Origin of the sequence: Desulfomicrobium macestii, from assembly GCF_014873765.1 — a bacterium.
GTDB lineage: Bacteria > Desulfobacterota > Desulfovibrionia > Desulfovibrionales > Desulfomicrobiaceae > Desulfomicrobium > Desulfomicrobium macestii.
The window spans coordinates 52396-74217 of sequence record NZ_JADBGG010000019.1 but is presented as its reverse complement, the minus strand read 5'-3'; the positions used below and the strand labels follow the sequence as shown (position 1 = coordinate 74217).

The window sequence follows — 21822 nt, the reverse complement described above, 5'->3', positions numbered from 1 at the left end:
GCAATTCCCCTTGCCACTTCCCCGGTTCGCGCTTAGCTCCAACGCCATGAAGAAAGCGCAACGACCCGCGGCCGTCCTTTTTGACATGGACGGGCTGCTCCTGGATACCGAGGCCACCCTGAAGCGGATCTGGCAGCGCGAGTCGGCCCGTTTGGGCTTTGACTTGAATGACGGCCTGTATGCCCACCTGGTAGGGGTTCCCAATGTGCTCTGCGAGGAAAAGCTCAAGTGCTGGTTTAAAGACTTTCCTTTGGCTGAATTTCGGGCGAACTGGAAAGCGGTGCGCGAAGAGGAACGCCGCGCATGCGCCATACCGCCCATGCCTGGAGCGGTCGAGCTTGTGACCTGGCTTGACGGGCAGGGAGTGCCGCTGGCCCTGGCCACATCGTCCCGGCGCGAGATGGTCGAGCGCAATCGCGAGGCCTGGCCGGAACTGTTCCGTTTCGCGTCGATCATGACCATTGAGCAGATCGAGCGGCCCAAGCCGGACCCGGACATCTATCTGCGCACCTGCGCCGCGCTCAAGGTGCAGCCGGGGGATTGCGTCATCTTCGAGGATTCCAATCCCGGCATGCGCGCGGCCATCGCCTCCGGGGCGCGCGCCATGATGATTCCCGATCTGTCCACGCCGGAGCCGGACGTGCGCGAGGGCGCGGCCCGAATTTATCCTTCGCTGACGCAGGCTTTGGCCAGCCGCGAAGAATGGTTTTAAAAATATTTCAATACGGAGACACCTCATGGAACTCATTCACGTCGATCTGCTCGTGGAGCCCGACAATATCGATGACGCGGCGTACATACGGGCCCAGGCCCTGGCCAAGGCCGGAATGGATGATGACGGCGGCGTCAGGGTGCGTGTGGTGCGCCGCTCGGTGGATGCGCGGGCCAAGATGCCCCGTTTTCTGCTGCGCATCGCCGTGGGCGGGAACGACACGGCCCCCTCTGTGTTCACGCCAAGGCCCCTGGGCGGGGAGCGGGTGGTCGTGGTCGGAGCCGGTCCGGGCGGATATTTCGCGGCCATGACCCTGCTTGAGGCAGGCATAAAGCCCGTGCTGCTGGAGCGCGGACGCGACGTTCGCGCCCGGCTCAAGGACGTGAAGAAGATCTACTCCGAAGGACTGGTCAACCCGCACTCCAACTACTGCTTCGGCGAAGGTGGGGCGGGCACCTCTTCCGACGGCAAGCTTTACACCCGGTCCAAGAAGCATGGCGATGTGGACCGAATTCTCGATCTTTTCGTGGCCCACGGGGCGTCCCCGGATATCGGCGTGGACGCGCACCCGCATCTTGGGTCCAACGTGCTGCCGAAGCTGGTACGCAACATGCGCGATGCCATCATCGCCGCCGGCGGAGAGATTCATTTCGAGGCGCATGTGACCGATCTGGTCCTGGACTCCGGGGAGGTTCGCGGCGTGCGCCTGGCCGGGGGAGAGACGGTGGAGGGCGACGCCGTGATCCTGGCCACCGGGCATTCGGCCCGCGACATCTACGATCTGTTGCTCAAACGCGGGGTGCTCATCGAGGCCAAGCCCTTCGCCCTGGGCGTGCGCATCGAACATCCGCAGGAGCTGGTCGACCGGATGTTCTATCATCACAGCCCGCGTCATCCTGCCCTGCCCGCGGCCAGCTATCGCCTGTCCTGCCAGACGGGCGAGCGGGGCGTCTTTTCGTTCTGCATGTGCCCCGGCGGATTCGTGGTTCCGGCGTCAACCGCTCCGGGCGAGTTGGTCCTGAACGGCATGAGCCTGGCCAGCCGCAAGGCTCCCTTCGCCAACGCGGGACTGGTGGCCGAGATCCGTCCTTCCGACGTGCCGGGCGACGATCCGCTGGCGCTGCTGCGCTTTCAGTCCGAGGTCGAGCAGACCATGTTCCGCGCCGGAGACGGCCGGACTCAGCGCGCTCCGGCCCAGCGGGCCGATGATTTTCTGCAGGGCAGGGTGTCTGAGAATCTGGGCGCGACATCGTACATTCCCGGCATCCACAGCGCGCCGCTGCACGACCTGCTGCCGGGCTTCGTGGTCCGGGCCCTGCAGGAGGGACTGACCATTCTGGGCGGGAAACACAAGGGATTCGACAGCGCCGAGGCGACGCTTCTGGCCGTTGAATCACGAACCAGCTCCCCGGTACGCATCCCGCGTGATCGCGAGACGCTCATGCACCCGCAGGTGCGCGGCCTTTTTCCGTGCGGCGAAGGGGCCGGGCATGCGGGCGGCATTGTTTCGGCTGCCATGGATGGGGTGGCGGTGGCCAAGGCAGTGGTGCGCAAGCTGAAAAAATAGGTCCTATGGGTCTTATGGGACCTATAGGACCTATGAAAAGGCAGGCTGCGCTACTGCGCTGCCGAGCTATTTTGCGAAAGATTTTGCGAACAGGTCGGCGATGGCCTGGCGGCCGTTGTCTTCCAGGAAACGGGTGCCCGTGCCGCAGAAATGGTGGCTGGTGATGGTCGGGGTTTCGCAGCGTTCCCAGATCTCACCGGTCCATTTGTGCCAGGAATTGCGGACCTGGCCGAAGCAGTACAGGGGTTTGTTGCAGATCTTGGCGAACTCCGTGCCCCAGCCCGTTCCGCCCTTGACCGTGCCGTCTTCCATGATGCTTCCGACCACGAAGATCTCGTAACCGGATTCGATCTGGTACATGACGGTCTGCAGGATGCTGCGCATCATGGGGGCGTTGGTAAAGGTCCGGTTCAGGAGCTTGGAGACATAGCTCAGGCTCACATCCTTGCGCATCAACTCTTCGGGGGTCAGCACGCGCAGCCCTCGGGTCCGCTCGATCTTGTGGCCTTCAAAGGTGTAGGTCACTTCCTGAATGCCGTATTGTTCGGCCAGACGGCCAAATTCCGTTTCAGTACCCTGGGCGCCGCCGCTGAAAAGCGTGTATTCCGATGTGGGCATGAGCCCTCCTGTGAGTGGTTGAAGTTCGATACGATGAATCTGTCGGCCGCAAGAGCACCATGCCCGCAAACCGTTTCTGAATCAAGGTCTGGCATTGTTTTCGAGTGTCATGGACCGGCGTGGCCGGGCAAGCTTTTTCTGTCCTGCCGGAGTCTTCGAGGTCAAGCGCCTGCTTGACAGTTTTTTTTGAACAGCCTAAAAAAATCTTTCGATACTCGATTATCCAAATCCCAAGGAAGAGCCCCATGAACCGCATCACTACCGACGTCTCCGTAAGCCTAGTAGTAGTCGTAGTAGTATGCGTCGTTATGGACGCCCTGACGCTGTAACGGGATACGGACGAATTCTTCCCCCGCCAGCGCAGGCGCCGGCGGGGGTTTTCCTTTTTCAGCTCACCCTCCGCCGGTCTACAGACGAGCTGAAAAAGGAGTGCACGATGTTTTCCATGACCGGCGCGCAGCTGACCATCAGCCTTCTTGAACGTCAGGGCATCCGCACCATCGCGGGCATCCCCGGCGGCGCAAATCTCCCCCTCTACGACGCACTTTCCCGCAGCACACGCATCCGTCACGTCCTGACCCGGCACGAGCAGGGCGCGGGCTTTCTGGCCCAGGGCATGGCCCGGGTCACCGGCTTGCCCGCGGTCTGTTTCGCCACCTCCGGGCCCGGCGCGACCAACATCCTGACCGCCATCGCCGACGCCAAGCTCGATTCGATCCCCGTCATCTGCATCACCGGCCAGGTCCCCCGGGCCATGATCGGCACCGACGCCTTCCAGGAGGTGGACACCTACGGGATGAGCATCCCCATCACCAAGCACAATTTTCTGGTGCGCGAGGCCCGCGACCTGCTGCACATCATCCCCGAGGCCTTCGCCATCGCCACCAGCGGCCGTCCCGGACCGGTGCTGATCGACATCCCGCGCGACGTCCAGCTGGAGACGGCCGATTTTACTCACTGGCCCGAGATAGGCGAGCGCGAACCCGTTCCGTCCTGTTTCGACGGGGATCTGGACGCGGCCGTGGAAATGCTCAACTCCGCCCGGCGGCCCATTCTGTGGCTCGGCGGAGGGGTGGTCGCCTCGGGCGCGGGCCAGGAGATGCTGACCCTCGCCGAACGCGCCTCCATGCCCGTGACATCGACGCTGATGGGACTGACAGCCATGCCGCATGACCATCCGCTGAACATGGGCATGCTTGGAATGCACGCCCAGCGTCACACCAACATGGCGCTTGAAGCCTGCGACCTGATCCTGGCTGCCGGGGTGCGCTTCGACGACCGCGCCACGGGCAAGGTGCAGGAGTTCTGCCCCCAGGCCAAGGTCATTCATATCGACATCGACCACAGCGAACTGGACAAGCTCAGGGCCGCCTCCGTGGCGATCCTTGGCGACGTGCGCGAAGTCGTCGGCGCTCTTTTGCCCAGGATCGCACCGGCCGAGCGCCAGGAATGGATCGGGTACATCGAGGCCCTGAAGCTGGCCTTTCCCTCCCAGGTCCCGGAGCAGGGCGGGCACGACACCCCGCAGGAACTGATCCGCCGGGTCGGGGAACTGGCCGGAGAAAACGCCATCGTGGTCACGGACGTGGGCAAGCATCAGATGTGGACGGCCCAGAGCTATCCTTTCATGCCCGGGACCGGCTGGCTGACCTCGGGCGGGCTCGGCACCATGGGTTTTGGCCTGCCCACGGCCATCGGCGCGGCCCTGGCCGCTCCCGAGCGCAAGGTCGTCTGCTTCAGCGGCGACGGCAGCCTGCTCATGAACATCCAGGAGATGGCCACGGCCGCCGAACAGGGCGTGGACGTGACTATCATCCTCATGAACAACGCCTGCCTCGGCCTTGTGCACCAGCAGCAGGAGCTTTTTTTCAAGGCCAATTATTTTTCATCCATTTACGACGTGAGCGTCGATTTTCCGCTCATTGCCACAGGGTTCAGATGGAAGACCTGGGACCTGGCCGGAGCCGCCGATCCCGATGCCGTGTTGAGCGAGGCCCTGGCCCACAGGGGACCGACCCTGATCCATGTCCCGGTGGACCGCGACGAGAAAGTCTGGCCCATGGTCCCTCCCGGGGCCGCCAACAGAACCATGCTCGGAGGTGAATGCCATGCATAGCAACACGTCACGCACCGTCCTCGATGTGCTGGTCAAGAACCATCCCGGGGTCATGTCCCATGTCTGCGGTCTTTTTTCCCGCCGCGCGTTCAACGTCGAAGCCATTCTCTGCCTGCCCACGGACGGCGGCGAGGAGAGCCGCATCTGGCTTCTGGTCAACGAGGATGACCGGCTGGAGCAGATGATCCGGCAGATGCGCAAGTTGCAGGACGTGCACGATGTGCGGCTGCGGCCCGCCGCCGAGGAGACCTTTGCCCGGCTCGGCCAGGTCATGAGGGAATGAAAATCCGGCCCCCCGGCCTCTTGCCGGGCCGCGATGCCGGAATGGTTTGCCAAGCCCCTTGACCCGCAACCGTGGATGCACTAGTCAGGTTCTTGGTTTGCTTTTGAAAATGTCGCTTTCGCTTTGCCCGCCACAAGCCAATTGGTGGGCAAAGCATCTTTTTTTTTATTGGCTCAATGCTATTTTTGCACACAAAGGATGATGATGAACAGGATTCCCATTTCAGTCGAAGGCTTCAAGCGTTTGGAAAAGGAACTGGAAGACCTCAAGAAAGAGCGCCCGGCCATTATTCAGGCCATCAAGGAAGCCCGGGAAGAGGGCGACCTGCGCGAGAACGCGGGATACGACGCCGCGCGTGAACGCCAGGGCATGCTGGAGGCCCGGATCAGCCATATCGAATCGCGCATGATTCGTTTTGAAGTCATCGACATCAATACGCTGCAGAGCGACCGCGCGGTATTTGGAGCCACGGTGACCGTCGAGGATCTGGAGACCGAAGAGCGCAAGACCTACACCCTGCTCGGGCCCGATGAGGCCGATCACACCAAGGGCACCATCTCTATCGAGTCGCCGGTGGGACGGGCCTTGCTTGGCAGACAGGAAGGCGATGAAATCTCCGTCCAGGTCCCGAAAGGGCGCGTGGATTACGAGGTCATCTCCGTCAGCTTCAACGGTACGGCCGGACTGAAATAGCCTTTTCAAGGACATACCGATGCACGGCCTCCGCGGGATTTCCTGCGGAGGTTTTTTTTTCGGCTCGCGCTATCGATCAGCCGAAAAAGCGATGCAGCAGTTCCTGCAGGCGGACGTGATCGAAAGGTTTGGAGAGATAGGCGTTCATGCCGCGCGACAGGAATTTGTCCTCGTCGCCGGCCATGGCGTGGGCGGTCAGGGCGATGATGGGGATCTGGGCGCAGTGGACGAAACGTGGATCGCTGCGGATGATTTCCGTGGCCTCGATCCCGTCCATTTCCGGCATCTGGATGTCCATGAGCACCACGTCCACGCCGGGGACATGCAGGCAGTCCAGGGCTTCCAGGCCGTTGCGGGCGCAGATGACGCCGTGTCCCAGCTTTTCGAGCATGCGTTTGGCCATGGTCATGTTCACCATGTCGTCTTCCACCAGCAGAATGCCAAGCGGGCCGACATCGGTGCTGACGGGCTTTGGCCGCGCCGGTACATGTGCCTTCAGCGGCGGTGCCGCCCGCAGGGGGAGGACGAAGAAGATGGTCGTGCCCTCGCCTTCCATGCTCTCCACCGAGATGTTGCCGCCCATGAGCGTCACCAGGCGCTTGACGATGGGCAGGCCGAGTCCCGTTCCCTGATAGCGCCTTGAATAGGTTCCGTCGACCTGGGTGAAGGATTCGAAGACATAATTCAGCTTGTCCGTCGGGATGCCGATTCCCTTGTCCTGCACGGTGAACAGGATGCGCGTCTTGTCGGCCTGTTCGCCCACGGGCCAGGCTTCAAGGGTCACGCTGCCCGTGTCGGTGAACTTGAGGGCGTTGCCCATCAGGTTGAAGAGGATCTGGCGCAGGCGTCCCTCGTCACCGACAAATCTTCCCAGATTGGCCGGGGTCGAAAGCGCGAGGCTGATTTTCTTATCCAGGGCCAGGGCCTTGAAAAAGTTTACGGCCTGGCTCAGCAGTTCATCCAGGTCGAATTCCCGCTCCAGTAGTTCCATTTTTCCCGCATCCACCTTGGTGAAGTCGAGCACGTCGTTCAGGACCCGCAAAAGGTTGCGGGACGACGCCAGAGCCGTGCGCATGTATTCGGCAAGCTCCGGGGAGGCCTCGGACTGCAGGGCCAGTTGCAGCATGCCCATGATTCCGTTCAGGGGCGTGCGCACTTCGTGGCTGATGTTGGCCAGGAACTCGCTCTTGGCCCTGTTGGCCGATTCGGCGGCCTCCTTGGCCCGGATGAGGGCCTGCTGGACAAGCTCGCGTTCGGTGACGTCCTCGAAGGCCACGGCCAGCTTTTCTCCGGGCAGGGCAAAGGCGTGGATGCGGAAATAGCCCCGGATGCGGTCGTCTTCGTAGAGATGCGCTTCCTTGTCGAAATGCTCTTTCGTGCGCAGGCAGTGCAGGTATCTCTCAAGCAGGGTGCCGCGCGGCCAGATGTCCGTGAAGAGCATGCCCCTGGCCTCTTCGAGGCGCTTGTGGATGAGACGCAGGGCGGCCGGGTTGGCGGTTTCGAGGACCAACTGGCCGGGTTCGAGGCATTTGTAGATGAAAAGCCCAGAGGGGATGTCGTGGAAAATCTCCTCGGCGGTCTGGGAGAGTTCGTCGTGGCGCTGGCGTTCGATGGCCAGGGCGATCTGCTCCGAGACTTCGAGCAGGATGTCCAGGTCGTCCCGGGTGTATTGCACGGGTGTTGCGTAGTTTTGCACGATGAGGGCGCCGATGCCCTTGCCGCGCACTTTGAGCGGGACGCCTATCCAGCTTTGAGGGATCACGCCCACCAGCCGGATTTTTCCGGTCTTTGCCAGGGCGGCCATGTCGGTGGCGCTCAGGATGTTGGGGACGTTGCCGCGCAGAAGCTCCAGGGTCAGGCGCCGGTTTTCCGGATCGTTCAGATCGTCGATGCGCGGGGCCGCTTCGCTGACATCGGTCATTTCATCTACCCAATAGGGAAATTCAAGCGAGTTCTTGTCCGTGTTGATGAGGGCGGTGATCAGGTTCTTGGCGTCGATGGTTTCGCCCAGGATTTGATGCACGGTCCGCATGAGGCTGGCAAAATTCGAGGTCGAATGGGCCGCGTCGTCGATGCGCAGCCGCATGGACTGAAGCAGCGCGCTTTTGCTCAAGGTGTCCCGGGCCATTTTGATCGCGGTGATGTCCACGCCCATGCAGGTCACGCCCGTGGTTTCGCCCTGCACATTGATGTCGGGCACGGTGTTCCAGCGGATGAGGCGCCGCGCCCCCAGTCGGGTCAGGATTTCGGTGTCCGTGCCTTCCGGTTCTTGCGTGTCCGCGAGGACCCTGGTCATGGCTTCGCGCTGGTCCGGGGGGATGCAGACCTCGAACCAGTCGCGGCCGCCAAGTTCCGTCGCGTTCCACCCGGTCAGCTGTTGCAGAAAGGGATTGGAGAAGATGATCCGGTTTTGATTGTCGAGGGACACGGCGATGCAGCTTATCTGCTGCAGCAGGTTCCGAAAGCGCTGGTCCGATTCGATCAGCGACAGTTCGTAGCGTTTGCGTGTACTGATGTCTTCCATGGTTCCGATCAGGCAGGGTCGGCCGGTGCCCGCATCCTGGATCAAGGTGGAGTTGAGGGTCACCCAGATCAGGCTGCCGTCCTTGCGCCGCACCTGCGTCTCGAAGCCCATGACCCGGACGTGCTCTTCCAGAAGTTCCATGTAGCGCTTGCGGTCGGCGGGGTCGGCGTAGAGATCGCGGCCGATGTCCCGTATGCCTGCCATCATGTCGGCGGGGTCGTCGTAGCGCAGGATTTTGGCCATGGAGGCGTTCGCGCTCAGGAATACGCCTTCGGGAGTGGTCTGATAAATTCCTTCAAGGGCGTTTTCAAAAATGGACCGGTAGCGCGACTCGCTCTGGCGCAGCGCGGACTGCACGGCCCTGCGCTCGGTCACGTCCTGGAAGGTGCCCCGGATGATGCGCAGATGACCGCTTTCGTCGGGTTCGAATTCGGCGCGGATCTGGGCTACGCGCGGGGAGCCGTTTTCAGGGGTGTAGCGCAGTTCGGTGCGCAGTTCGCGTCTTGTGGCGAAACAGACGCTTACCCTGCGCAGGAAGCGTGCCCGGCTGCCGGATTCGAGGAGGTTAAGAAACTTGTCCAGGGATGGGGTCACCGTGCCCGGCTCGAATCCGAGCAGGCAGTATTGTTCGTCGGACCAGAAGGTCGCGCCGGTGTCCATGTCGTGCTCGAAGGAGCCGATGCCCGCGTGACGCTGGGCGCGGTTCAGGTGGTCGAGTTGTCGTTGCAGGGAGATGCTTGCCGTCATCAGCTCCCCGACTTCTTGGCGGTGATGCCACGGTCTTTCAAAAAGGTCAGCAGGGTGTCGCGGTGCTCTCCCTGGAATTCCAGGACCCCGTCCCGCAGGGTGCCGCCGCAGCCCAGGCGTTTCTTGCAGTCCGTCAGCAGCGCCTTGAGCTCTGTTTCAGGCAGGGCCAGTCCGGTCACGACCGTGACTCCCGCGCCCTTGCGGCCCTTTGTTTCCCTGCCGACCCGTACCGGACCCCGGGCCGGGGGGCGGGTTTGGCCGCAGATGCAGTCCACACGTCCGCACTTGCGGCATGTTGGTTTTTCTGTGGAGTAGACGGTTTTGAAGGAATCGCGGGACATGAAGGCATCCTTTGCATGTTCATGGAGAAAATCGAGGCGGCTTTGACGCCGACGTAGGACAATGCGTCAAAGTCGGTCTGATGACAAGATGTTCGTCATACAGCGGCCGGGCTGCAAGGATCGGCTCAAGGAGCGGAAGCGATGATTCGATCGAGGTCGCGCATGTAGAGCTCGATTTTTTTTCGGGTGAGAGGATCGGTCAGCGGCTTGACGGCATGGGTGTATTCGTGGTGCGCCATGAAGCACCAGGACAGGCCGCGCAGGATGATGACCTGCTCCATGATCCGGCTCAGGCGCATGAGTTCCTTGAGTGCCGGAGGATCAGGCAGGCGGCGGTGATAGGCTTTCAGGAACTCGTCTTTTTGTTCCTGGGCGAGGATCGTCTCGGTTCTCCACAGGGTGGTCGTGGGCGACAGAAAATGGCCCAGATCCTGATAGCGGCTGGAGACCACGGCCTTTTCCCAGTCCACCAGATACGCGCTCCCCGGGGTGATCAGGAAATTTCCGGAGTTGACTTCCGTGTTGACCACGCAGAGGCGATCGGCCGCGAAGAGGGCGCGGTTGTCCTGGCCCAGACGCACGATGTGCTGGTGATAGTCCAGCAGTCTGCCGCGCTGCCGCGTCAGGGCGTGATCGGGATAGCGGTTTATGAGCGTCAGGCTCTCCAAGGCGATGGCCGCGATGGGATCCTTCTGGACCAGCAACTCCGGGCAGGGCGGCAGGGCGTGGATGCGGGCGAAGATGTCCGCCGCGCGCGCGAGGTCGCGTTCATAAACCAGCGCTTCCCCGGGCAGATGCTGCATGAGCATGACGCCGCCCCCGAAAGGCCGGGGATCAGTGTGCACGCGCAGGGGGCGCGGCGTCACCTTGGAGGGTTCGACGCATTGCAATACCTTGAATTCATATCCAATCTGATCGGCAAGGCCGAGCTGGCTGCCATGATTGATGCGAAAGACGAGACGCGTGTCCCCGCTTTGCACCAGAAAATTCTGATTGTACTCACCGGCGGCGAGGAAACTGATTTTCGGCGCGCCCTGCACCCAGTTGCGTTCGACAAGAAAGGAGCGGATCAGGTCTTCCATGCGTCCTCCAGTAATCCAAGGCCGCGGATGAGGTCCATGGAGCGGGTATCTTTGTCCCGATTGCGGGTGGCATAGGCGGCCAGATCGTGGGCTGTGTCCACGTCCGGCCATGGCGGCAGGAGATGGTGGACAAGTCCGTGGGCGCGGCAGTTGCCGAGGGTGCGCTTCAGGACCAGCTCACCGCCCCAGGCCACCCCGTTAAAAATGTCCTTGGACAGAGGTTCGCTCAGGCCGAGAAGGTAGAACCCCCCGTCGGTGGCCGGGCCCAGGCAGACCTGGGCGGTCTCAAGGGCCGTAAAGGCCTCCGACAGGCAGGACCCCGGCAGGTCCGGCAGGTCGGTGCCGAGGAGCACCGCGCTGCCGCCTTCCTGCAACGCCTCGTGCAGGGCGTGGAGCATGCGTTCCCCAAGATCCGCGCCCTGCTGCGCCGTGTAGCGCAAATCCGCGCCGAACAGGCGCTCGTAGTCGGCAAGGGGGCGAAAGGGGTCGCAGCAAAGGGTCACGCTTGCGCCAAGCTCGGCCAGCATGTGCAGTTCATCACGGATGAACGCTTCCTGCAGGCTCGCGGCCAGCCTTGGGCCCACTGTCCGGCCCAGTCTGGTCTTGACCAGGCCTGGCTGCGGATATTTGGTGAAGACGAGTACGCGCAAGGCTCAGCCTCCGTGTCTGCGGTACAGACCGGCCAGGATTCGCGGCGGAATTCCGCAGTGGTAGAGCAGGCGCAGGCAGAGGTTGCGCAGGGTGCAGCGCAGGATGCCTTCATGCAGCTGACGCCGGGCCGAGGTGCGCACCGGCATGGCCAGGATGCGGATCTTGTGTCCGTGTCTGCGCAGACGGGTCATGAATTCGAGGTCTTCCATGATCGGCACGGGCTGGAATCCGCCCAGCTCTTCGAAGACGTCGCGGCGCACGAAGATGGCCTGATCCCCGTAGGGCACGCGGGTGTGCCGTGAGCGCAGGTTGGCCAGCGCGGTGATGAAGGACAGTCCAGGCGTGCGGGGTTCGTAGCTCAGGCTGAAGGCTCCGCCGGAGACGGACTTGTCGTGCAGGGTCTGGCGGATGAGGCTGAAGGCGTTTTCGGGCAGGATGGTGTCGGCGTGCAGAAAAAGCAGGATCTCGCCCCCGGAGGCTAAAGCCCCGAGGTTGAGCTGCACCCCCCGGCCGGGCGGGGAGGACAGCCGTGATACGGCCATGCCGCCGATGCGGGCCAGGGTGTCGGCTTCGGGCGCTCCGTCGACGACCGTTATTTCGACTTCACCGCTTGCCCGTTCGATCTGGATCCGTCGCAGGAGGTCTTCCAGCAGGGCCACGATGCCCTGCTCACGGTAGACCGGGATGACGACGGAGATCTTCATTCCACCACGATGGACTTGCCCAGGCTGCGGCACAGGCACAGGCGCGATGAGCGGACCAGCACCATGAGAGGGCCGCTGGCGTTGGAGATCATCTCGATCTGCGTGCCCGGAGTGATGCCCATGGCCGCGAGCTTGCTGAGGTGACAGCCCTGCGACTTGACCAGGCAGCGGACCACCGCCTTTTCGCCGTCCTTGAGGTCGCAGAGGGTGCGCACCCCATTTGCCGTGTCTTTGAGTTTGCAGAAAAACATTACCACCCCATCCTCATGCCGAGCTGATACGCGGCCACAGCCAGGACAAATGCAAAGCCCGTGTTGAAAACGACGCTGAAAGCGGCCCAGCCCCACGAAGCCTCGCGGGCGATGGCGACCACGGTCACGAAGCAGGGGGAATAAAGCAGCACGAAGATCATGAGGCTCACCGCCACGCTGGTGTTCCAGCCGGGGGCAGAGGCGATGCGCGCGGAGAAGGCCTGCGCCTCGTCATCGCTCAGGGCGTGGGCCGTGGCCAGGGTGGAGACGATGACCTCCTTGGCCGCGATCCCTCCCACAAGGGCGATATTGGTCCGCCAGTCGAACCCGGCCCAGGCCGTGACGGGCTCGATGGCGCGTCCCAGTCGTCCGGCCAGGGAGTTGGCCAGGGTCTCTTCCTTGAGATGCAGGTTCATTTCCGAGATGTCGTTTTGCAGTGCCAGACGGATTTCCTCAATCGGTTCCGTAGCCAGACGCCGCTCCAGGGTCTGGATCTGGGACTCGATGGGTGCGGCCGCTTCAGGGGAGAGGGCCGGAAAGGTCATCATGGCCCAGATCAGGACCGATATGGCCAGAATCACCGTACCGGCCTTTTTGATGTACTGCCAGCCGCGCTCCCAAGTGTGCAGGACCATGCCCATGGTCGTGGGCATGCGGTAGGGCGGAAGCTCCATGACAAAGGGCGTGGACGGTCCGCGAATGACGGACGAGCGCAGCATCTTGGCCACCACGAGGGCCGCTGCCCAGCCGACCAGGGTGATCAGGAACATGACCCTGGCTCCGTGACCCGGAAAGAAGGCCGCCGCGAGCAGGATGAAGACGGGCACCTTGGCGCCGCAGACCATGAAGGGGGCGGTCAGGAGCGTGGCCAATTTCTCCTTGGGGCTCCTGAGGGTGCGCGCGGCCATGACGCCGGGCACGGCGCAGCCTCCGGGGATGCCCCCGGAGATGATGAAGGGCACCACCGAGCTGCCGTGCAGTCCGAAGATGCGAAAGACCCGGTCCAGCATGTAGGCCATGCGCGCCATGTATCCGGAATCCTCAAGAAAAGTGATGCCAAGGAACATGATCAGGATGAGCGGGACAAAACCCAGCACGCCGCCGACGCCGGCAATGATTCCGTCCACGACCAGCGATCTGGTCAGACCCGGGGGCATCTGCATGGCCAGGGCGGAGAGCCACTCGAAAAAGGATTCGACCCAGCCCATGGGAACCTGGCCGATGGCGAAGGTCAGGCTGAAGAGGCCGTAAAGGATGCCGAGCATGATGATCGGCCCCGCCAGTTGATGGGTTAGCACGCTGTCGATCTTGTCCGACAGGTCGGCGCGGCCCTGCAGGTCGGGCTGGATGGTCAGCACGCCCTGGCGCAGGATGGATGAAATATAGCCGTAGCGGTAGTCGGCGACGATGAATTCGGGCTGGGTCTTGAGCGTCTTCTCGCAGTGCCGGGCGACATTATCGGCCATGTCGCGCATGTCGCGGTGCAACTCGAAATCGGCCTCGAAAAGCTGGCGCACGACCAGGTCGTTTTCCAGAAACTTGAGAGCCAGCCAGCGTGGGGGATAGGTCTTGGTCAGAAAATCCCGGGCTTCGATCAGATCCGTCATTTCCTTGAGCACGGGATCGAGGTCCGGTCCGTAGGAGATGTGCAGCGGTTGCCAGGCTTTTTGCGGGTGGTTCATGGCCGCGTCCAGGGCTTCGCGGACACCCTTGTCGGAGCGCGCCACGGTGCGCACGACAGGCACGTTCATGAGGCTGGCCAGACGGTCCGAGTCGATGCGCATGCCCTTGGCTTCCAGGGCGTCGACCATGTTCAGGGCCACGGTCACGGGGATGCCGATCTCCAGGAACTGCACGGTCAGGTACAGGTTGCGCTCCAGGCTGGTGGCGTCGAGGACGTTGATGACGCCCTGGGGCCGCTCGTGAATGAGAAAGTCCCGGGCCACAAGCTCTTCCTGGGAATAGGCGGTCAGGGAGTAGGTGCCGGGCAGGTCCACCACGCGGGTCAGGCCGTGCGGGGTGTCGACGTACCCTTCCTTCTTTTCCACGGTGATGCCCGGATAATTGCCGACATGTTGCCGCGAGCCGGTCAGGGCGTTGAAAAGGGTGGTCTTGCCTGCATTGGGGTTGCCGGCCAGGGCGATGGTTGCAATGACGGGTTCAGACAAGTTCGGCATCCGGGAGTTCGACGGTGATGAAATCGGCTTCGCTGTTGCGCAGGGTCAGGGTGAAGCCCTTGAGCCGCAGGGCCACGGGATCTTTGAGCGGAGCCCGGCCGATGACGGTGATTTCCGTGCCGGGTACAAGGCCCATGTCGCGGATACGGCGGCCAAGCTCTCCTTGCGCGCCGATGGTCCTTATGATGCCGTGTTGATCCACGCGCATTTCACGCAAATTGACAATGGTAGGCACAGGCTCTCCTTGATGCGGTCTTTCGGGCTCGTGTTCGAGACCGAGAGACAATATTTAGTACGTCTAATTTGTCAAGCGTTGCAGGGCGTCCCTGAGCCGTGAAATGAGTTCAACAGCCGGTAATCGCGAGGGATTTTGGAAGCCCGGTCGTGTGTTCCATGGGACTTTGCATCGCATGCATGAGGATTTCAGGATGTTTTCGAACGCGGCTCGGAACTGTCCAGACATTTGTCGTCCAGTCGTTCAAGACAGGACTTGATGCACTCGGAGCAGTTGGTGCATGTCCCGCGTTCGTTGCAGGATCGGGTGAATGCCTCCAGCCAGTCCTTGCCCGTGCGCGGGCAGGTCATGATGAAGCGGGCGAACTTGGTCAGGGTCTCCAGGCTCTCATCGTCGATGTGGTGTTCGAGCTTGCAGGCCGTGTCCTCCGCCACTTCGGGACGGATCTGCAGGAAGGTGTGCAGGAAGTCGTAGAGTACCTTGTGGCGGTGCACGATGCGTGTGGCGGTGCGGAATCCTTCAGGAGTAAGGGTTACCGAACTATACGGCTGGTAATTGATCAGCCCGCGCTGGGAAAGTTTTTGCAGCGCGTTGGTGACGGAAGCCCTCTGCACACCCATGGCGTCCGCGATATCCTTGGCACGGGCCTCGGAATTGAGGGATTCCAGGGAAAATATGACTTTGAGATAGTCTTCCAGATTGGAGGACATGTGGTCCATGGTGTAGTCCTTTTGCTGTTGCGAAAAATGTTAGATAAGACTACAAATTTTGCGCGCAAGAGGCAAGGAGAAGATGGGTCGGAAAAAGACGTGGAACCAAAGCTCTTTTCAGATAATCAAAAAAAAAGTAACCTGCAGGGATCGATACGGCTTGAACATCCAGGAGAGAAATTTGTCAAACATACCGCTGCTTTCCATTGAAGAGACGCTGGAGCGCATGTCCGGGGATCGGGACCTTCTGACCAGTCTTTTTCAGCTCTACATGGATGACGCCCCCCGAAAACTCCACAGCCTGGACGAGTACGCAAGTCAAGGCGACTTCTATCAGGTGGAGCGCACCGCGCATTCCCTGAAGGGCGCTTCGGCCACCGTGGGGGCGGCCCGGCTCTGTCAGCTCGCCGCCGAACTGGAGCAGGCCGCCAAGGCCGGATCGCAGGCGAGTATGGATCTTTTGCGTTCAGAGCTGGGCCTGGCCTGCGACCAGACCCTTGAATCCATGCGCGAGTTCTGCGCCGGATCCTGATCCGGATCTAGCCGCCTGACCTCAGGCCAAGTCGGGCATGGTGAACATGCCGTCTTCATAAATGACCGTTTTCTTGCCATCCCGCAGGAAAGCGGTCACTTTTTTGGGTTCGGTGTTGACCAGATCCCAATGCAGGGCCGAATCGTTGAAGCCTAGTTCTTTCTTGCGTTCATCCGTCAGTTCCGCCGGATCTCCGGCGTAGGTGTCGGCATAGGATGCTCCCACCGCGACATGGCAGTTGCCGTGCTCTCCGCCGAAATTTTCATCAAAAAGCGTGTGCGCCATGAAGGCGTTGATGGGTGAAAAGCGTTTGTCGGTCAGTGAAAATTCCCCAAGCCTGCACGCGCCGGGGTCCATTTCCAGCTGCGAGCGAACGAACTCTTCACCTTGATCCGCCTTGATCACCCGGGCCATGCCCTGGGAAAATTCCAGGGTCACGCCGCTGACCAGGTTGCCGCTGCGGTAGGAGGGCTGGTCGGCGTGGTAGGTGCCTTCGGTCAGGCGGCAGTCCGGGGAGATGAACAGTTCGAAGCTTGGGATGTTGTGCCCCGAGATGCCGATCCAGCAGCGGGACTCGCCGGGATGGACCTTGAGGTCCGTGGATGCGGACTGCACGTGGTAGTGGTCCACGTCCATGCCGTTCAGCCACGCCTTGACGCCGTGGGCCTGACGGAAAATCCCCTCCCAGGTGGCCACGGGATCGGCCTCGTCCAGGTAGGAGGCGCGGATGATCTGGGCCGCGTAATCCTCCGGGGTGAGCCCTGCGTTTTCGGCCAGGGCCGGGGTGGGCATGAGGCAGAGCGTCCAGCCGAACTGGCGGGTGGCCTCGCGTTTGTCCAGGATGTCGCGCAGATATTTGCGGGCCAGGGAGAAGGTGGCGATCTTGGTCGGCGGGATGTCCCGGAGGTGCGTGATGGAGTCCGGGGCAAGCAGGGAAACCAGGCCGCCGAGGCGTTCATAGAGTTCGCGGTCTCCTGGGACGACAAAGGAGAGCTGCTCCTGTTCGGCGAGGCTGAAATAGCCTTTCTCCAGAGCGCTCGGGGGGCTCATGCGCAGTACGGGATTGAGCCCCTGCGCAAGGATCAGGGCCTGCATCTTTTCAGCCAGGGGCAGGGCCGCAAGGTCCGTACGCACAAGAACTATGTCTCCCGGGGCAAATGGTGTGACACGGGCTTTCTGCATGCCCCAGAAAAGGACTTTCGCGTATTTTTCGAGCTGGATATCATTCAGCATGGTATTCTCCTTGAGGCCGGGCGATGCAGCCCAGGCTGGTGGTCAGTCGGTGGTGTTCGGTTTCGTCGAAGACGAAATCGTCCATGGGTGGAAGGCCTTGCTGTCTGCGCCAGGACTGGTGCAGGCTGTGATAGCTCTTGTCGATGGCGTGGCCGGGATCGAGGCCCATCTCCTGCGCGATGGTTCCGATGGACTCGGGATGCGCCTCGATTTCAAGAAAATGGCCGAAGGGCATGATGTCCAGAAAGACAAGACCCTGCGGGAGTTCCCACACGGAGCGGAATTTTTCGTAGCGCAGGCGCGGCGCATAGCCAAGCCCGCGCAGTATGGCGTCCATGGCAAGCGGGTCCTGGACTAAGCTCTCGCGCTCGATGCGGCTTTTGATTCCGTTTGTCTTGGGGCCGGGGGCGGGCTCCTTGAAGGTCAGGGTCGAGGTCAGGGCGCGGCGCAGGCGCAGCAGGCGTCCGGATGCGGCCAGTTCGCCGCCTCGGTCGTAAACGGTGTTGGACTCGAAATGCCATGGCGTGCGCAGGCGGCCAAGCTCCCGCAGGCGGGGCTCCATGTCCCGGCAGTCGCCGAGCCTGAATTTGGCCTCGTGCTCGATGCTCACGCCGTTCACCAGAAGATCCAGAGCACCACCGGAGCCAGGGCCAGGCGATACCAGGCGAAGGAACGCAGGGTCAGGCGCCCCAGCAACGCGATGAAGACTTTGACCGCGAGCCAGGCCGAGACGAAGGACACGACAAAGCCGACGCCCAGGATCAGAAAATCGTCAGGGCTGAACAGACGCCAGCTTTTGAGCATGTCGTAGCCCGTGGCCGCGAACATGATGGGCACGGCGGCTACAAAAGAGTACTCGGCGGCGGTGCGGCGCTCGGCGCCCAGGATCATGCCGCCCATGATCGTCGCGGCGGAACGCGAAAAACCGGGCCACAGGGACAGGCACTGAAAGCAGCCGATGCCCAGGGCCAGTGTGGGGGTTATCGCGTCGAGCCCTTTGACCTGGTTTTTGGCGGGCATTCTTTCAACCAAGAGAATGGCCACGGCCCCGACCGCCAGGGCAAAGGCCACGGTGACCGGGGAAAAAAGATGCTCCTTGATGGTCGAGTGGGCAAAAAGTCCGAGCAGAGCCGCCGGCAAAGAGGTCATAAAAAGCAGGACCAGGCCGCGCATGCCGCTGAAAGGGCGCTCGTTGGGGCGCACAAGGCCCCAGAAGGTCGGCCAGTAGTGGGCGACCACGGCCAGTATCGCGCCAAGCTGGATGACGATGCTGAAGGTCTCGGCCTTGGGGCCGGTGAAATCGAGCAGGTGGCCCGCGATGATCAGATGGCCGGTGGAGGAGACGGGCAGAAATTCGGTCAGGCCTTCGACGATGCCCAGGATGATGGCGTTCAGGTATGATGTCATGTGATTTCGGGGATGAAAGTGAAAAGGCAGTCCTACTCACGGGCGACAGAGGGGTCAATACCGCCTTGCCCGGAGGGAATCCATCGGCTATCCTTTTTGCCTTGCTGCCGGGGCTATTCCCGCCCTGATCAATTTTTCGACCGCAATGGAGACAGACGTGCGCGCATTGCGATTCTACAAGGCCGTTCCGGGCGGCAACCCGACCATCCTGATCCTTGATTCCGTGGACCCGCTGGAACGTGCTTCGGTGGCCCGCACCCTCATGGGCGCCGGGCACATACAGGCCGAACAGGTCGGATTTCTGGATCTTGCGGCCGATCCGGTGCGCCTCGACATGATGGGCGGCGAATTTTGCGGCAACGCCTGTCGGGCGGCCGCGGCGGTCATGGCCCGTGAACAGGTGGGGCTGACCCGGAGCAAGGATGATTTGTGCGGGGAGCTCATGGTGTCGGGAGTTGACCGGCCTGTGGCGCTGCGGGTCGATGCTGACGGGGGCGAGTGTTGGGTCGAGATGCCGCTGCCGGAAATATGTGCCGAAGACGGCAAGGGCGGGGTTTCGGAGCTGGAGCCGGGCATCGGGCTGGTGCGTCTGCCGGGTATAACGCATCTGTGTCTTGACGAGGAGCTGCATCCGTTTGCCGAGAATTTCGAGTATGCCTGCGCTGCCCTGCGGGCGCGCTACGGTCTGGATGCGGAAGCCGTGGGCTGCATCTGGTACCGGACCTGTCCGGTGTGCGCCATCAAGCCCGTGGTCTGGGTGCGGTCCACCGCATCCACGCATTACGAGACGGGTTGCGGTTCCGGAAGCCTGGCCCTTGCCCTGTGGCTGGGGCGTGGGCAAAATTTTCCCACCGACCTGCGGGTCACGCAGCCCAGCGGCGGCGAGATCGGAGTACGTGTGGGCGTTGACGGCCCCGGTGCCTGGATTTTCGGCCCCGTGGCCCTGGTCGCCAGGGGCGAGGCCTTCCTCTAGCTATCTCTTCATCTGGATGGCCGTCTGCACGACCTGATCACCCGTGGTGATGACCTTGCTGTTGGCGTCGAAGCCTTTCTGGGTGATGATCATGTTCACAAATTCGGTTCCCAGATCGACGTTGGAACTTTCCAGACTGCTGGTGATGACGCTGCCGAGCCTGCCTTCACCGGCCCAGCCAAGAGAGACGGCTCCGGAGTCCTTGGTGGCGGAAAAAAGGTTTCCGCCTTCGCGAAAGAGCCCCTGCGGATTGATGAAATCGGCCATGGGGATCTTGTAGAGGCTCTGATTCTGGCCATTGGAGAAATAGCCGACGAGCACCCCTTCGGTGTCCACGCTGACCGACTGCAGGAATCCGCGTTCGTACCCGTTCTGGGATTGATAAAGAGTACTCGAACCGGAGTTGAAATTGGTGGTGGCGAGGATCTGTCTGTCCGCGTTCAGCAGGGATGGTACGTCCGAGGCCGCCGTGCCCAGATCGGCCATGGTGCTCACTCCCGCCGGAAGATTCCAGCCTGAATTCGAGCGCAGCCCCATGTCGAAAGCGCTCGAGATGGGCTCCGCCCCCACCAGGCTTGCGTTCAGGACAGGGTAGCCGTCTTCGGAAAGGCCTACGGGGACCCAGCTGCTCTTGTCGTCGGAGGAGCCCTCGAAGGCGCTCATGTTCAAAAGCTCGCCCGATGCAGTGAAGGTCAGGGTTCCGGCCATGAGCACGCCTTTCTTGGTGTCCAGACCGGAGGCGTCCTCGGCGGGTGGGACGGTGACCAGAAATTCCCACATGCGGTTGCCGTTGGCGACGCTCGTGCCGTCCTCGACGGGGTCGAAGAAGGCCCTGACCACATGCGCGTTGCCGTCGGAATCGAAGACCTTCATGGCTGACTCGTACGAGTAGGCCCCGGAGTCCAGAGGCTCAAGCTGCGTGGCATCCCAGCTGTCGAACAGGGCCGTGAACGGGCTGGTGGAACTGGCGCTTCGCTCCAGCGAGGAAGAATCCAGGTTGATCATCATGCGCATTTCCGTGGTCGCCTCGGGTTCCGAGACGGGGCCTCCGCCGTCCTGCATGTCCAGGCGGATGTCCGTGATGGGAGCGCCTGTCGCGGGCGGGATGACCGGGGCGGTGTCCAGGATCGATTCGGCAGGCATCCGGTAGCCCTGCAGGATGTTTCCCTGCGGGTCGCGCAGGTAGCCTTCAGCGTCGAAGCGGAAGTTGCCGGCCCTTGTGTATCGCTGATCGCTGCTTCCGTCGGCCGAGACGATGAAAAATCCCCTGCCGCTGATGGAGATGTCCGTGGCCGTGTTGGTCGGCTCCAGCGACCCCAGGGACATGTCGTACAGAATCGAGCTGACTCCGACGCCTTGGCCGACCTGATTGCCGACGCTGGCCGAGCCCATCTGCTTGCTCATGAGGGTGTTGAAGATCATGTGCGAAGATTTGAAACCAACCGTGTTCACGTTGGCTATGTTGTCGGAAATGACAGCCATGTTCTTCTGCTGGGCCATGATCCCCGTGGTGCCGATATAAAGGGAAGAGGAGATACCCATGAATGCCTCCGGGACTGAAAGAATGCGTGACCGATCAGGCAGATTTTTCCCGCCTGCCTTGCAGAGTGCAGGAATAGTTCCATGGACGCGGCTCTTGCTCGGGGCAATGATCCTTGCCTGGGCTTGCGTGGCCTTTGCGGGCGACCTGCCTGCCCTGTATGCGCCGGGACATCCGGGCTGGAAGGAGAAGGAATTCGCGGGGCGCACCGTCTACACGCCGCTGCAAAAGGAGAAGCTGCTGCTGGCCGAGAGCAACGGCACGGCCTCGGGGCTTTTTTTCGAGCAGTCCGTCGATCTTCGCGCTACGCCGTGGCTGAACTGGTCCTGGAAGGTGGACAACGTACTTCCGGGCATCAACGAGCGCGAGAAAGACGGCGATGACTATCCGGCCAGAATCTACGTGGTGGCCAAGGGGGGCCTTGCCTTCTGGAAAACAAAGGCGCTGACCTACGTCTGGTCCAGCACCGAGCCCAGGGGCAGCATGTGGCCCAACGCCTTCACCTCGAACGCGCACATGATCGCGGTGCGCAGCGGCGAAAGCGCTCTGGGCGGAATGATGACCGAGAAACGCAACATCCGCGACGATTGGAAACTGGCTTTCGGCGAGGATATCGAAGAAATCGACGCCGTGGCCATCATGACCGATACGGACAATTCCGGGCAGTGGGCCCGTGCCTGGTACGGGCAGCCCCGGTTTTCGGCGCGCTAGTCCGGGACGAAACAA

The 21822-nt window shown here is 62.0% G+C and carries 22 protein-coding genes; 8 read left to right on the top strand and 14 right to left on the bottom strand.

Annotated features, from left to right (window positions below; translation table 11 throughout):
* The first annotated feature begins 46 nt into the window (after positions 1 to 46).
* Both H4684_RS12860 and H4684_RS12855 read left to right on the top strand, forming a co-directional pair.
* Positions 47 to 712 (top strand): HAD family hydrolase, encoded by a 666-nt coding sequence (locus H4684_RS12860; RefSeq protein ID WP_143077859.1) that lies wholly within the window; start codon positions 47 to 49, stop codon positions 710 to 712.
* Between the two features lie 25 nt (positions 713 to 737).
* Entirely contained in the window at positions 738 to 2279 is a 1542-nt protein-coding gene (locus H4684_RS12855; RefSeq protein WP_192624036.1) for an NAD(P)/FAD-dependent oxidoreductase, read from the top strand.
* A 66-nt stretch (positions 2280 to 2345) separates the two neighbouring features.
* Here H4684_RS12855 and H4684_RS12850 read toward each other — a convergent pair whose 3' ends face one another.
* Positions 2346 to 2897, bottom strand: coding sequence for a hypothetical protein (locus H4684_RS12850; RefSeq protein WP_092191233.1), 552 nt, complete (start codon positions 2895 to 2897; stop codon positions 2346 to 2348).
* 436 nt (positions 2898 to 3333) lie between these two features.
* On the opposite strand from H4684_RS12850, the gene ilvB reads away from it, so the two are divergent.
* From ilvB to greA, 3 genes are all read left to right on the top strand, one after another.
* Positions 3334 to 5013 (top strand): acetolactate synthase large subunit, encoded by a 1680-nt coding sequence (gene ilvB, locus H4684_RS12845; protein WP_192624035.1) that lies wholly within the window; start codon positions 3334 to 3336, stop codon positions 5011 to 5013.
* Complete coding sequence (ilvN, locus tag H4684_RS12840; protein WP_192624034.1) at positions 5006 to 5296, top strand: acetolactate synthase small subunit; 291 nt, start codon at positions 5006 to 5008, stop codon at positions 5294 to 5296. Before ilvB ends, ilvN begins: the two co-directional genes overlap by 8 nt.
* Positions 5297 to 5500: 204 nt before the next feature.
* A complete protein-coding gene (gene greA / locus H4684_RS12835; RefSeq protein ID WP_092191239.1) occupies positions 5501 to 5989 on the top strand; it encodes a transcription elongation factor GreA in 489 nt (162 codons plus the stop codon).
* 76 nt (positions 5990 to 6065) lie between these two features.
* Here the strand turns inward: greA and H4684_RS12830 are convergent, their stop codons facing one another.
* The 9 genes from H4684_RS12830 to H4684_RS12790 all read right to left on the bottom strand — a co-directional run bounded on the left by H4684_RS12830 (position 6066) and on the right by H4684_RS12790 (position 15420).
* On the bottom strand, positions 6066 to 9260 hold the full coding sequence (locus H4684_RS12830; protein WP_192624033.1) for a PAS domain S-box protein: 3195 nt from the start codon (positions 9258 to 9260) through the stop codon (positions 6066 to 6068).
* Positions 9260 to 9601, bottom strand: coding sequence for a translation initiation factor (locus tag H4684_RS12825; protein ID WP_092191243.1), 342 nt, complete (start codon positions 9599 to 9601; stop codon positions 9260 to 9262). The genes H4684_RS12830 and H4684_RS12825 overlap by 1 nt, the downstream gene beginning before the upstream one ends.
* Before the next feature lie 125 nt (positions 9602 to 9726).
* The gene (locus H4684_RS12820; protein ID WP_192624032.1) at positions 9727 to 10683 is read right to left on the bottom strand and encodes a phosphotransferase family protein; all 957 of its coding nucleotides are present in this window, start codon (positions 10681 to 10683) and stop codon (positions 9727 to 9729) included.
* Positions 10671 to 11333 carry a TIGR04282 family arsenosugar biosynthesis glycosyltransferase gene (locus tag H4684_RS12815; RefSeq protein ID WP_192624031.1) on the bottom strand — a complete coding sequence of 221 codons (663 nt, stop codon included), beginning with the start codon at positions 11331 to 11333 and terminating at the stop codon, positions 10671 to 10673. Before H4684_RS12815 ends, H4684_RS12820 begins: the two co-directional genes overlap by 13 nt.
* 3 nt (positions 11334 to 11336) lie before the next feature.
* Positions 11337 to 12038 carry a TIGR04283 family arsenosugar biosynthesis glycosyltransferase gene (locus H4684_RS12810; protein WP_192624030.1) on the bottom strand — a complete coding sequence of 234 codons (702 nt, stop codon included), beginning with the start codon at positions 12036 to 12038 and terminating at the stop codon, positions 11337 to 11339.
* Complete coding sequence (locus H4684_RS12805) at positions 12035 to 12289, bottom strand: FeoA family protein (protein ID WP_092191251.1); 255 nt, start codon at positions 12287 to 12289, stop codon at positions 12035 to 12037. The genes H4684_RS12810 and H4684_RS12805 overlap by 4 nt, the downstream gene beginning before the upstream one ends.
* Entirely contained in the window at positions 12289 to 14466 is a 2178-nt protein-coding gene (feoB, locus tag H4684_RS12800) for a ferrous iron transport protein B (RefSeq protein WP_192624029.1), read from the bottom strand. Before feoB ends, H4684_RS12805 begins: the two co-directional genes overlap by 1 nt.
* A complete protein-coding gene (locus tag H4684_RS12795; protein ID WP_092191255.1) occupies positions 14450 to 14701 on the bottom strand; it encodes a FeoA family protein in 252 nt (83 codons plus the stop codon). The genes feoB and H4684_RS12795 overlap by 17 nt, the downstream gene beginning before the upstream one ends.
* 188 nt (positions 14702 to 14889) lie before the next feature.
* Positions 14890 to 15420, bottom strand: a complete 531-nt coding sequence (locus tag H4684_RS12790; RefSeq protein WP_192624028.1) for a metal-dependent transcriptional regulator — start codon at positions 15418 to 15420, stop codon at positions 14890 to 14892.
* 172 nt (positions 15421 to 15592) lie between these two features.
* Here H4684_RS12790 and H4684_RS12785 point away from each other — a divergent pair, with 172 nt between their 5' ends.
* A complete protein-coding gene (locus tag H4684_RS12785; RefSeq protein WP_192624027.1) occupies positions 15593 to 15943 on the top strand; it encodes an Hpt domain-containing protein in 351 nt (116 codons plus the stop codon).
* Positions 15944 to 15964: 21 nt separating this feature from the next.
* Here H4684_RS12785 and H4684_RS12780 read toward each other — a convergent pair whose 3' ends face one another.
* From H4684_RS12780 to H4684_RS12770, 3 genes are read right to left on the bottom strand one after another with little or no spacing between them, the layout of a single operon-like run.
* Positions 15965 to 17176, bottom strand: a complete 1212-nt coding sequence (locus H4684_RS12780) for an aminopeptidase (RefSeq protein WP_092191261.1) — start codon at positions 17174 to 17176, stop codon at positions 15965 to 15967.
* Positions 17166 to 17786, bottom strand: coding sequence for a class IV adenylate cyclase (locus tag H4684_RS12775; protein WP_192624026.1), 621 nt, complete (start codon positions 17784 to 17786; stop codon positions 17166 to 17168). Before H4684_RS12775 ends, H4684_RS12780 begins: the two co-directional genes overlap by 11 nt.
* Before the next feature lie 5 nt (positions 17787 to 17791).
* Positions 17792 to 18583, bottom strand: coding sequence for an undecaprenyl-diphosphate phosphatase (locus H4684_RS12770; protein WP_192624025.1), 792 nt, complete (start codon positions 18581 to 18583; stop codon positions 17792 to 17794).
* A 157-nt stretch (positions 18584 to 18740) separates the two neighbouring features.
* Between H4684_RS12770 and H4684_RS12765 the strand changes: the two genes are divergently transcribed.
* Complete coding sequence (locus H4684_RS12765; protein WP_318779642.1) at positions 18741 to 19556, top strand: diaminopimelate epimerase; 816 nt, start codon at positions 18741 to 18743, stop codon at positions 19554 to 19556.
* Here H4684_RS12765 and H4684_RS12760 read toward each other — a convergent pair whose 3' ends face one another.
* Positions 19557 to 21098 carry a flagellar hook protein FlgE gene (locus tag H4684_RS12760; protein WP_192624023.1) on the bottom strand — a complete coding sequence of 514 codons (1542 nt, stop codon included), beginning with the start codon at positions 21096 to 21098 and terminating at the stop codon, positions 19557 to 19559.
* Positions 21099 to 21192: 94 nt separating this feature from the next.
* Here H4684_RS12760 and H4684_RS12755 point away from each other — a divergent pair, with 94 nt between their 5' ends.
* Positions 21193 to 21807: a DUF3047 domain-containing protein gene (locus tag H4684_RS12755; RefSeq protein ID WP_225940414.1), complete on the top strand. Its 615-nt coding sequence runs from the start codon at positions 21193 to 21195 to the stop codon at positions 21805 to 21807.
* Positions 21808 to 21822: the final 15 nt, after the last annotated feature.

Excerpts from the sequence above, each read along its gene's own strand:
- ilvN (WP_192624034.1), top strand. The coding sequence starts at position 5,006 with ATGCATAGCAACACGTCACGCACCGTCCTCGATGTGCTGGTCAAGAAC.
- H4684_RS12790 (WP_192624028.1), bottom strand. The coding sequence starts at position 15,420 with ATGGACCACATGTCCTCCAATCTGGAAGACTATCTCAAAGTCATATTT.
- ilvB (WP_192624035.1), top strand. The coding sequence starts at position 3,334 with ATGTTTTCCATGACCGGCGCGCAGCTGACCATCAGCCTTCTTGAACGT.
- feoB (WP_192624029.1), bottom strand. The coding sequence starts at position 14,466 with ATGCCGAACTTGTCTGAACCCGTCATTGCAACCATCGCCCTGGCCGGC.
- H4684_RS12780 (WP_092191261.1), bottom strand. The coding sequence starts at position 17,176 with ATGCTGAATGATATCCAGCTCGAAAAATACGCGAAAGTCCTTTTCTGG.
- H4684_RS12825 (WP_092191243.1), bottom strand. The coding sequence starts at position 9,601 with ATGTCCCGCGATTCCTTCAAAACCGTCTACTCCACAGAAAAACCAACA.
- H4684_RS12760 (WP_192624023.1), bottom strand. The coding sequence starts at position 21,098 with ATGGGTATCTCCTCTTCCCTTTATATCGGCACCACGGGGATCATGGCC.
- H4684_RS12860 (WP_143077859.1), top strand. The coding sequence starts at position 47 with ATGAAGAAAGCGCAACGACCCGCGGCCGTCCTTTTTGACATGGACGGG.
- H4684_RS12855 (WP_192624036.1), top strand. The coding sequence starts at position 738 with ATGGAACTCATTCACGTCGATCTGCTCGTGGAGCCCGACAATATCGAT.
- H4684_RS12830 (WP_192624033.1), bottom strand. The coding sequence starts at position 9,260 with ATGACGGCAAGCATCTCCCTGCAACGACAACTCGACCACCTGAACCGC.
- H4684_RS12810 (WP_192624030.1), bottom strand. The coding sequence starts at position 12,038 with ATGAAGATCTCCGTCGTCATCCCGGTCTACCGTGAGCAGGGCATCGTG.
- H4684_RS12805 (WP_092191251.1), bottom strand. The coding sequence starts at position 12,289 with ATGTTTTTCTGCAAACTCAAAGACACGGCAAATGGGGTGCGCACCCTC.
- greA (WP_092191239.1), top strand. The coding sequence starts at position 5,501 with ATGAACAGGATTCCCATTTCAGTCGAAGGCTTCAAGCGTTTGGAAAAG.
- H4684_RS12820 (WP_192624032.1), bottom strand. The coding sequence starts at position 10,683 with ATGGAAGACCTGATCCGCTCCTTTCTTGTCGAACGCAACTGGGTGCAG.
- H4684_RS12850 (WP_092191233.1), bottom strand. The coding sequence starts at position 2,897 with ATGCCCACATCGGAATACACGCTTTTCAGCGGCGGCGCCCAGGGTACT.
- H4684_RS12770 (WP_192624025.1), bottom strand. The coding sequence starts at position 18,583 with ATGACATCATACCTGAACGCCATCATCCTGGGCATCGTCGAAGGCCTG.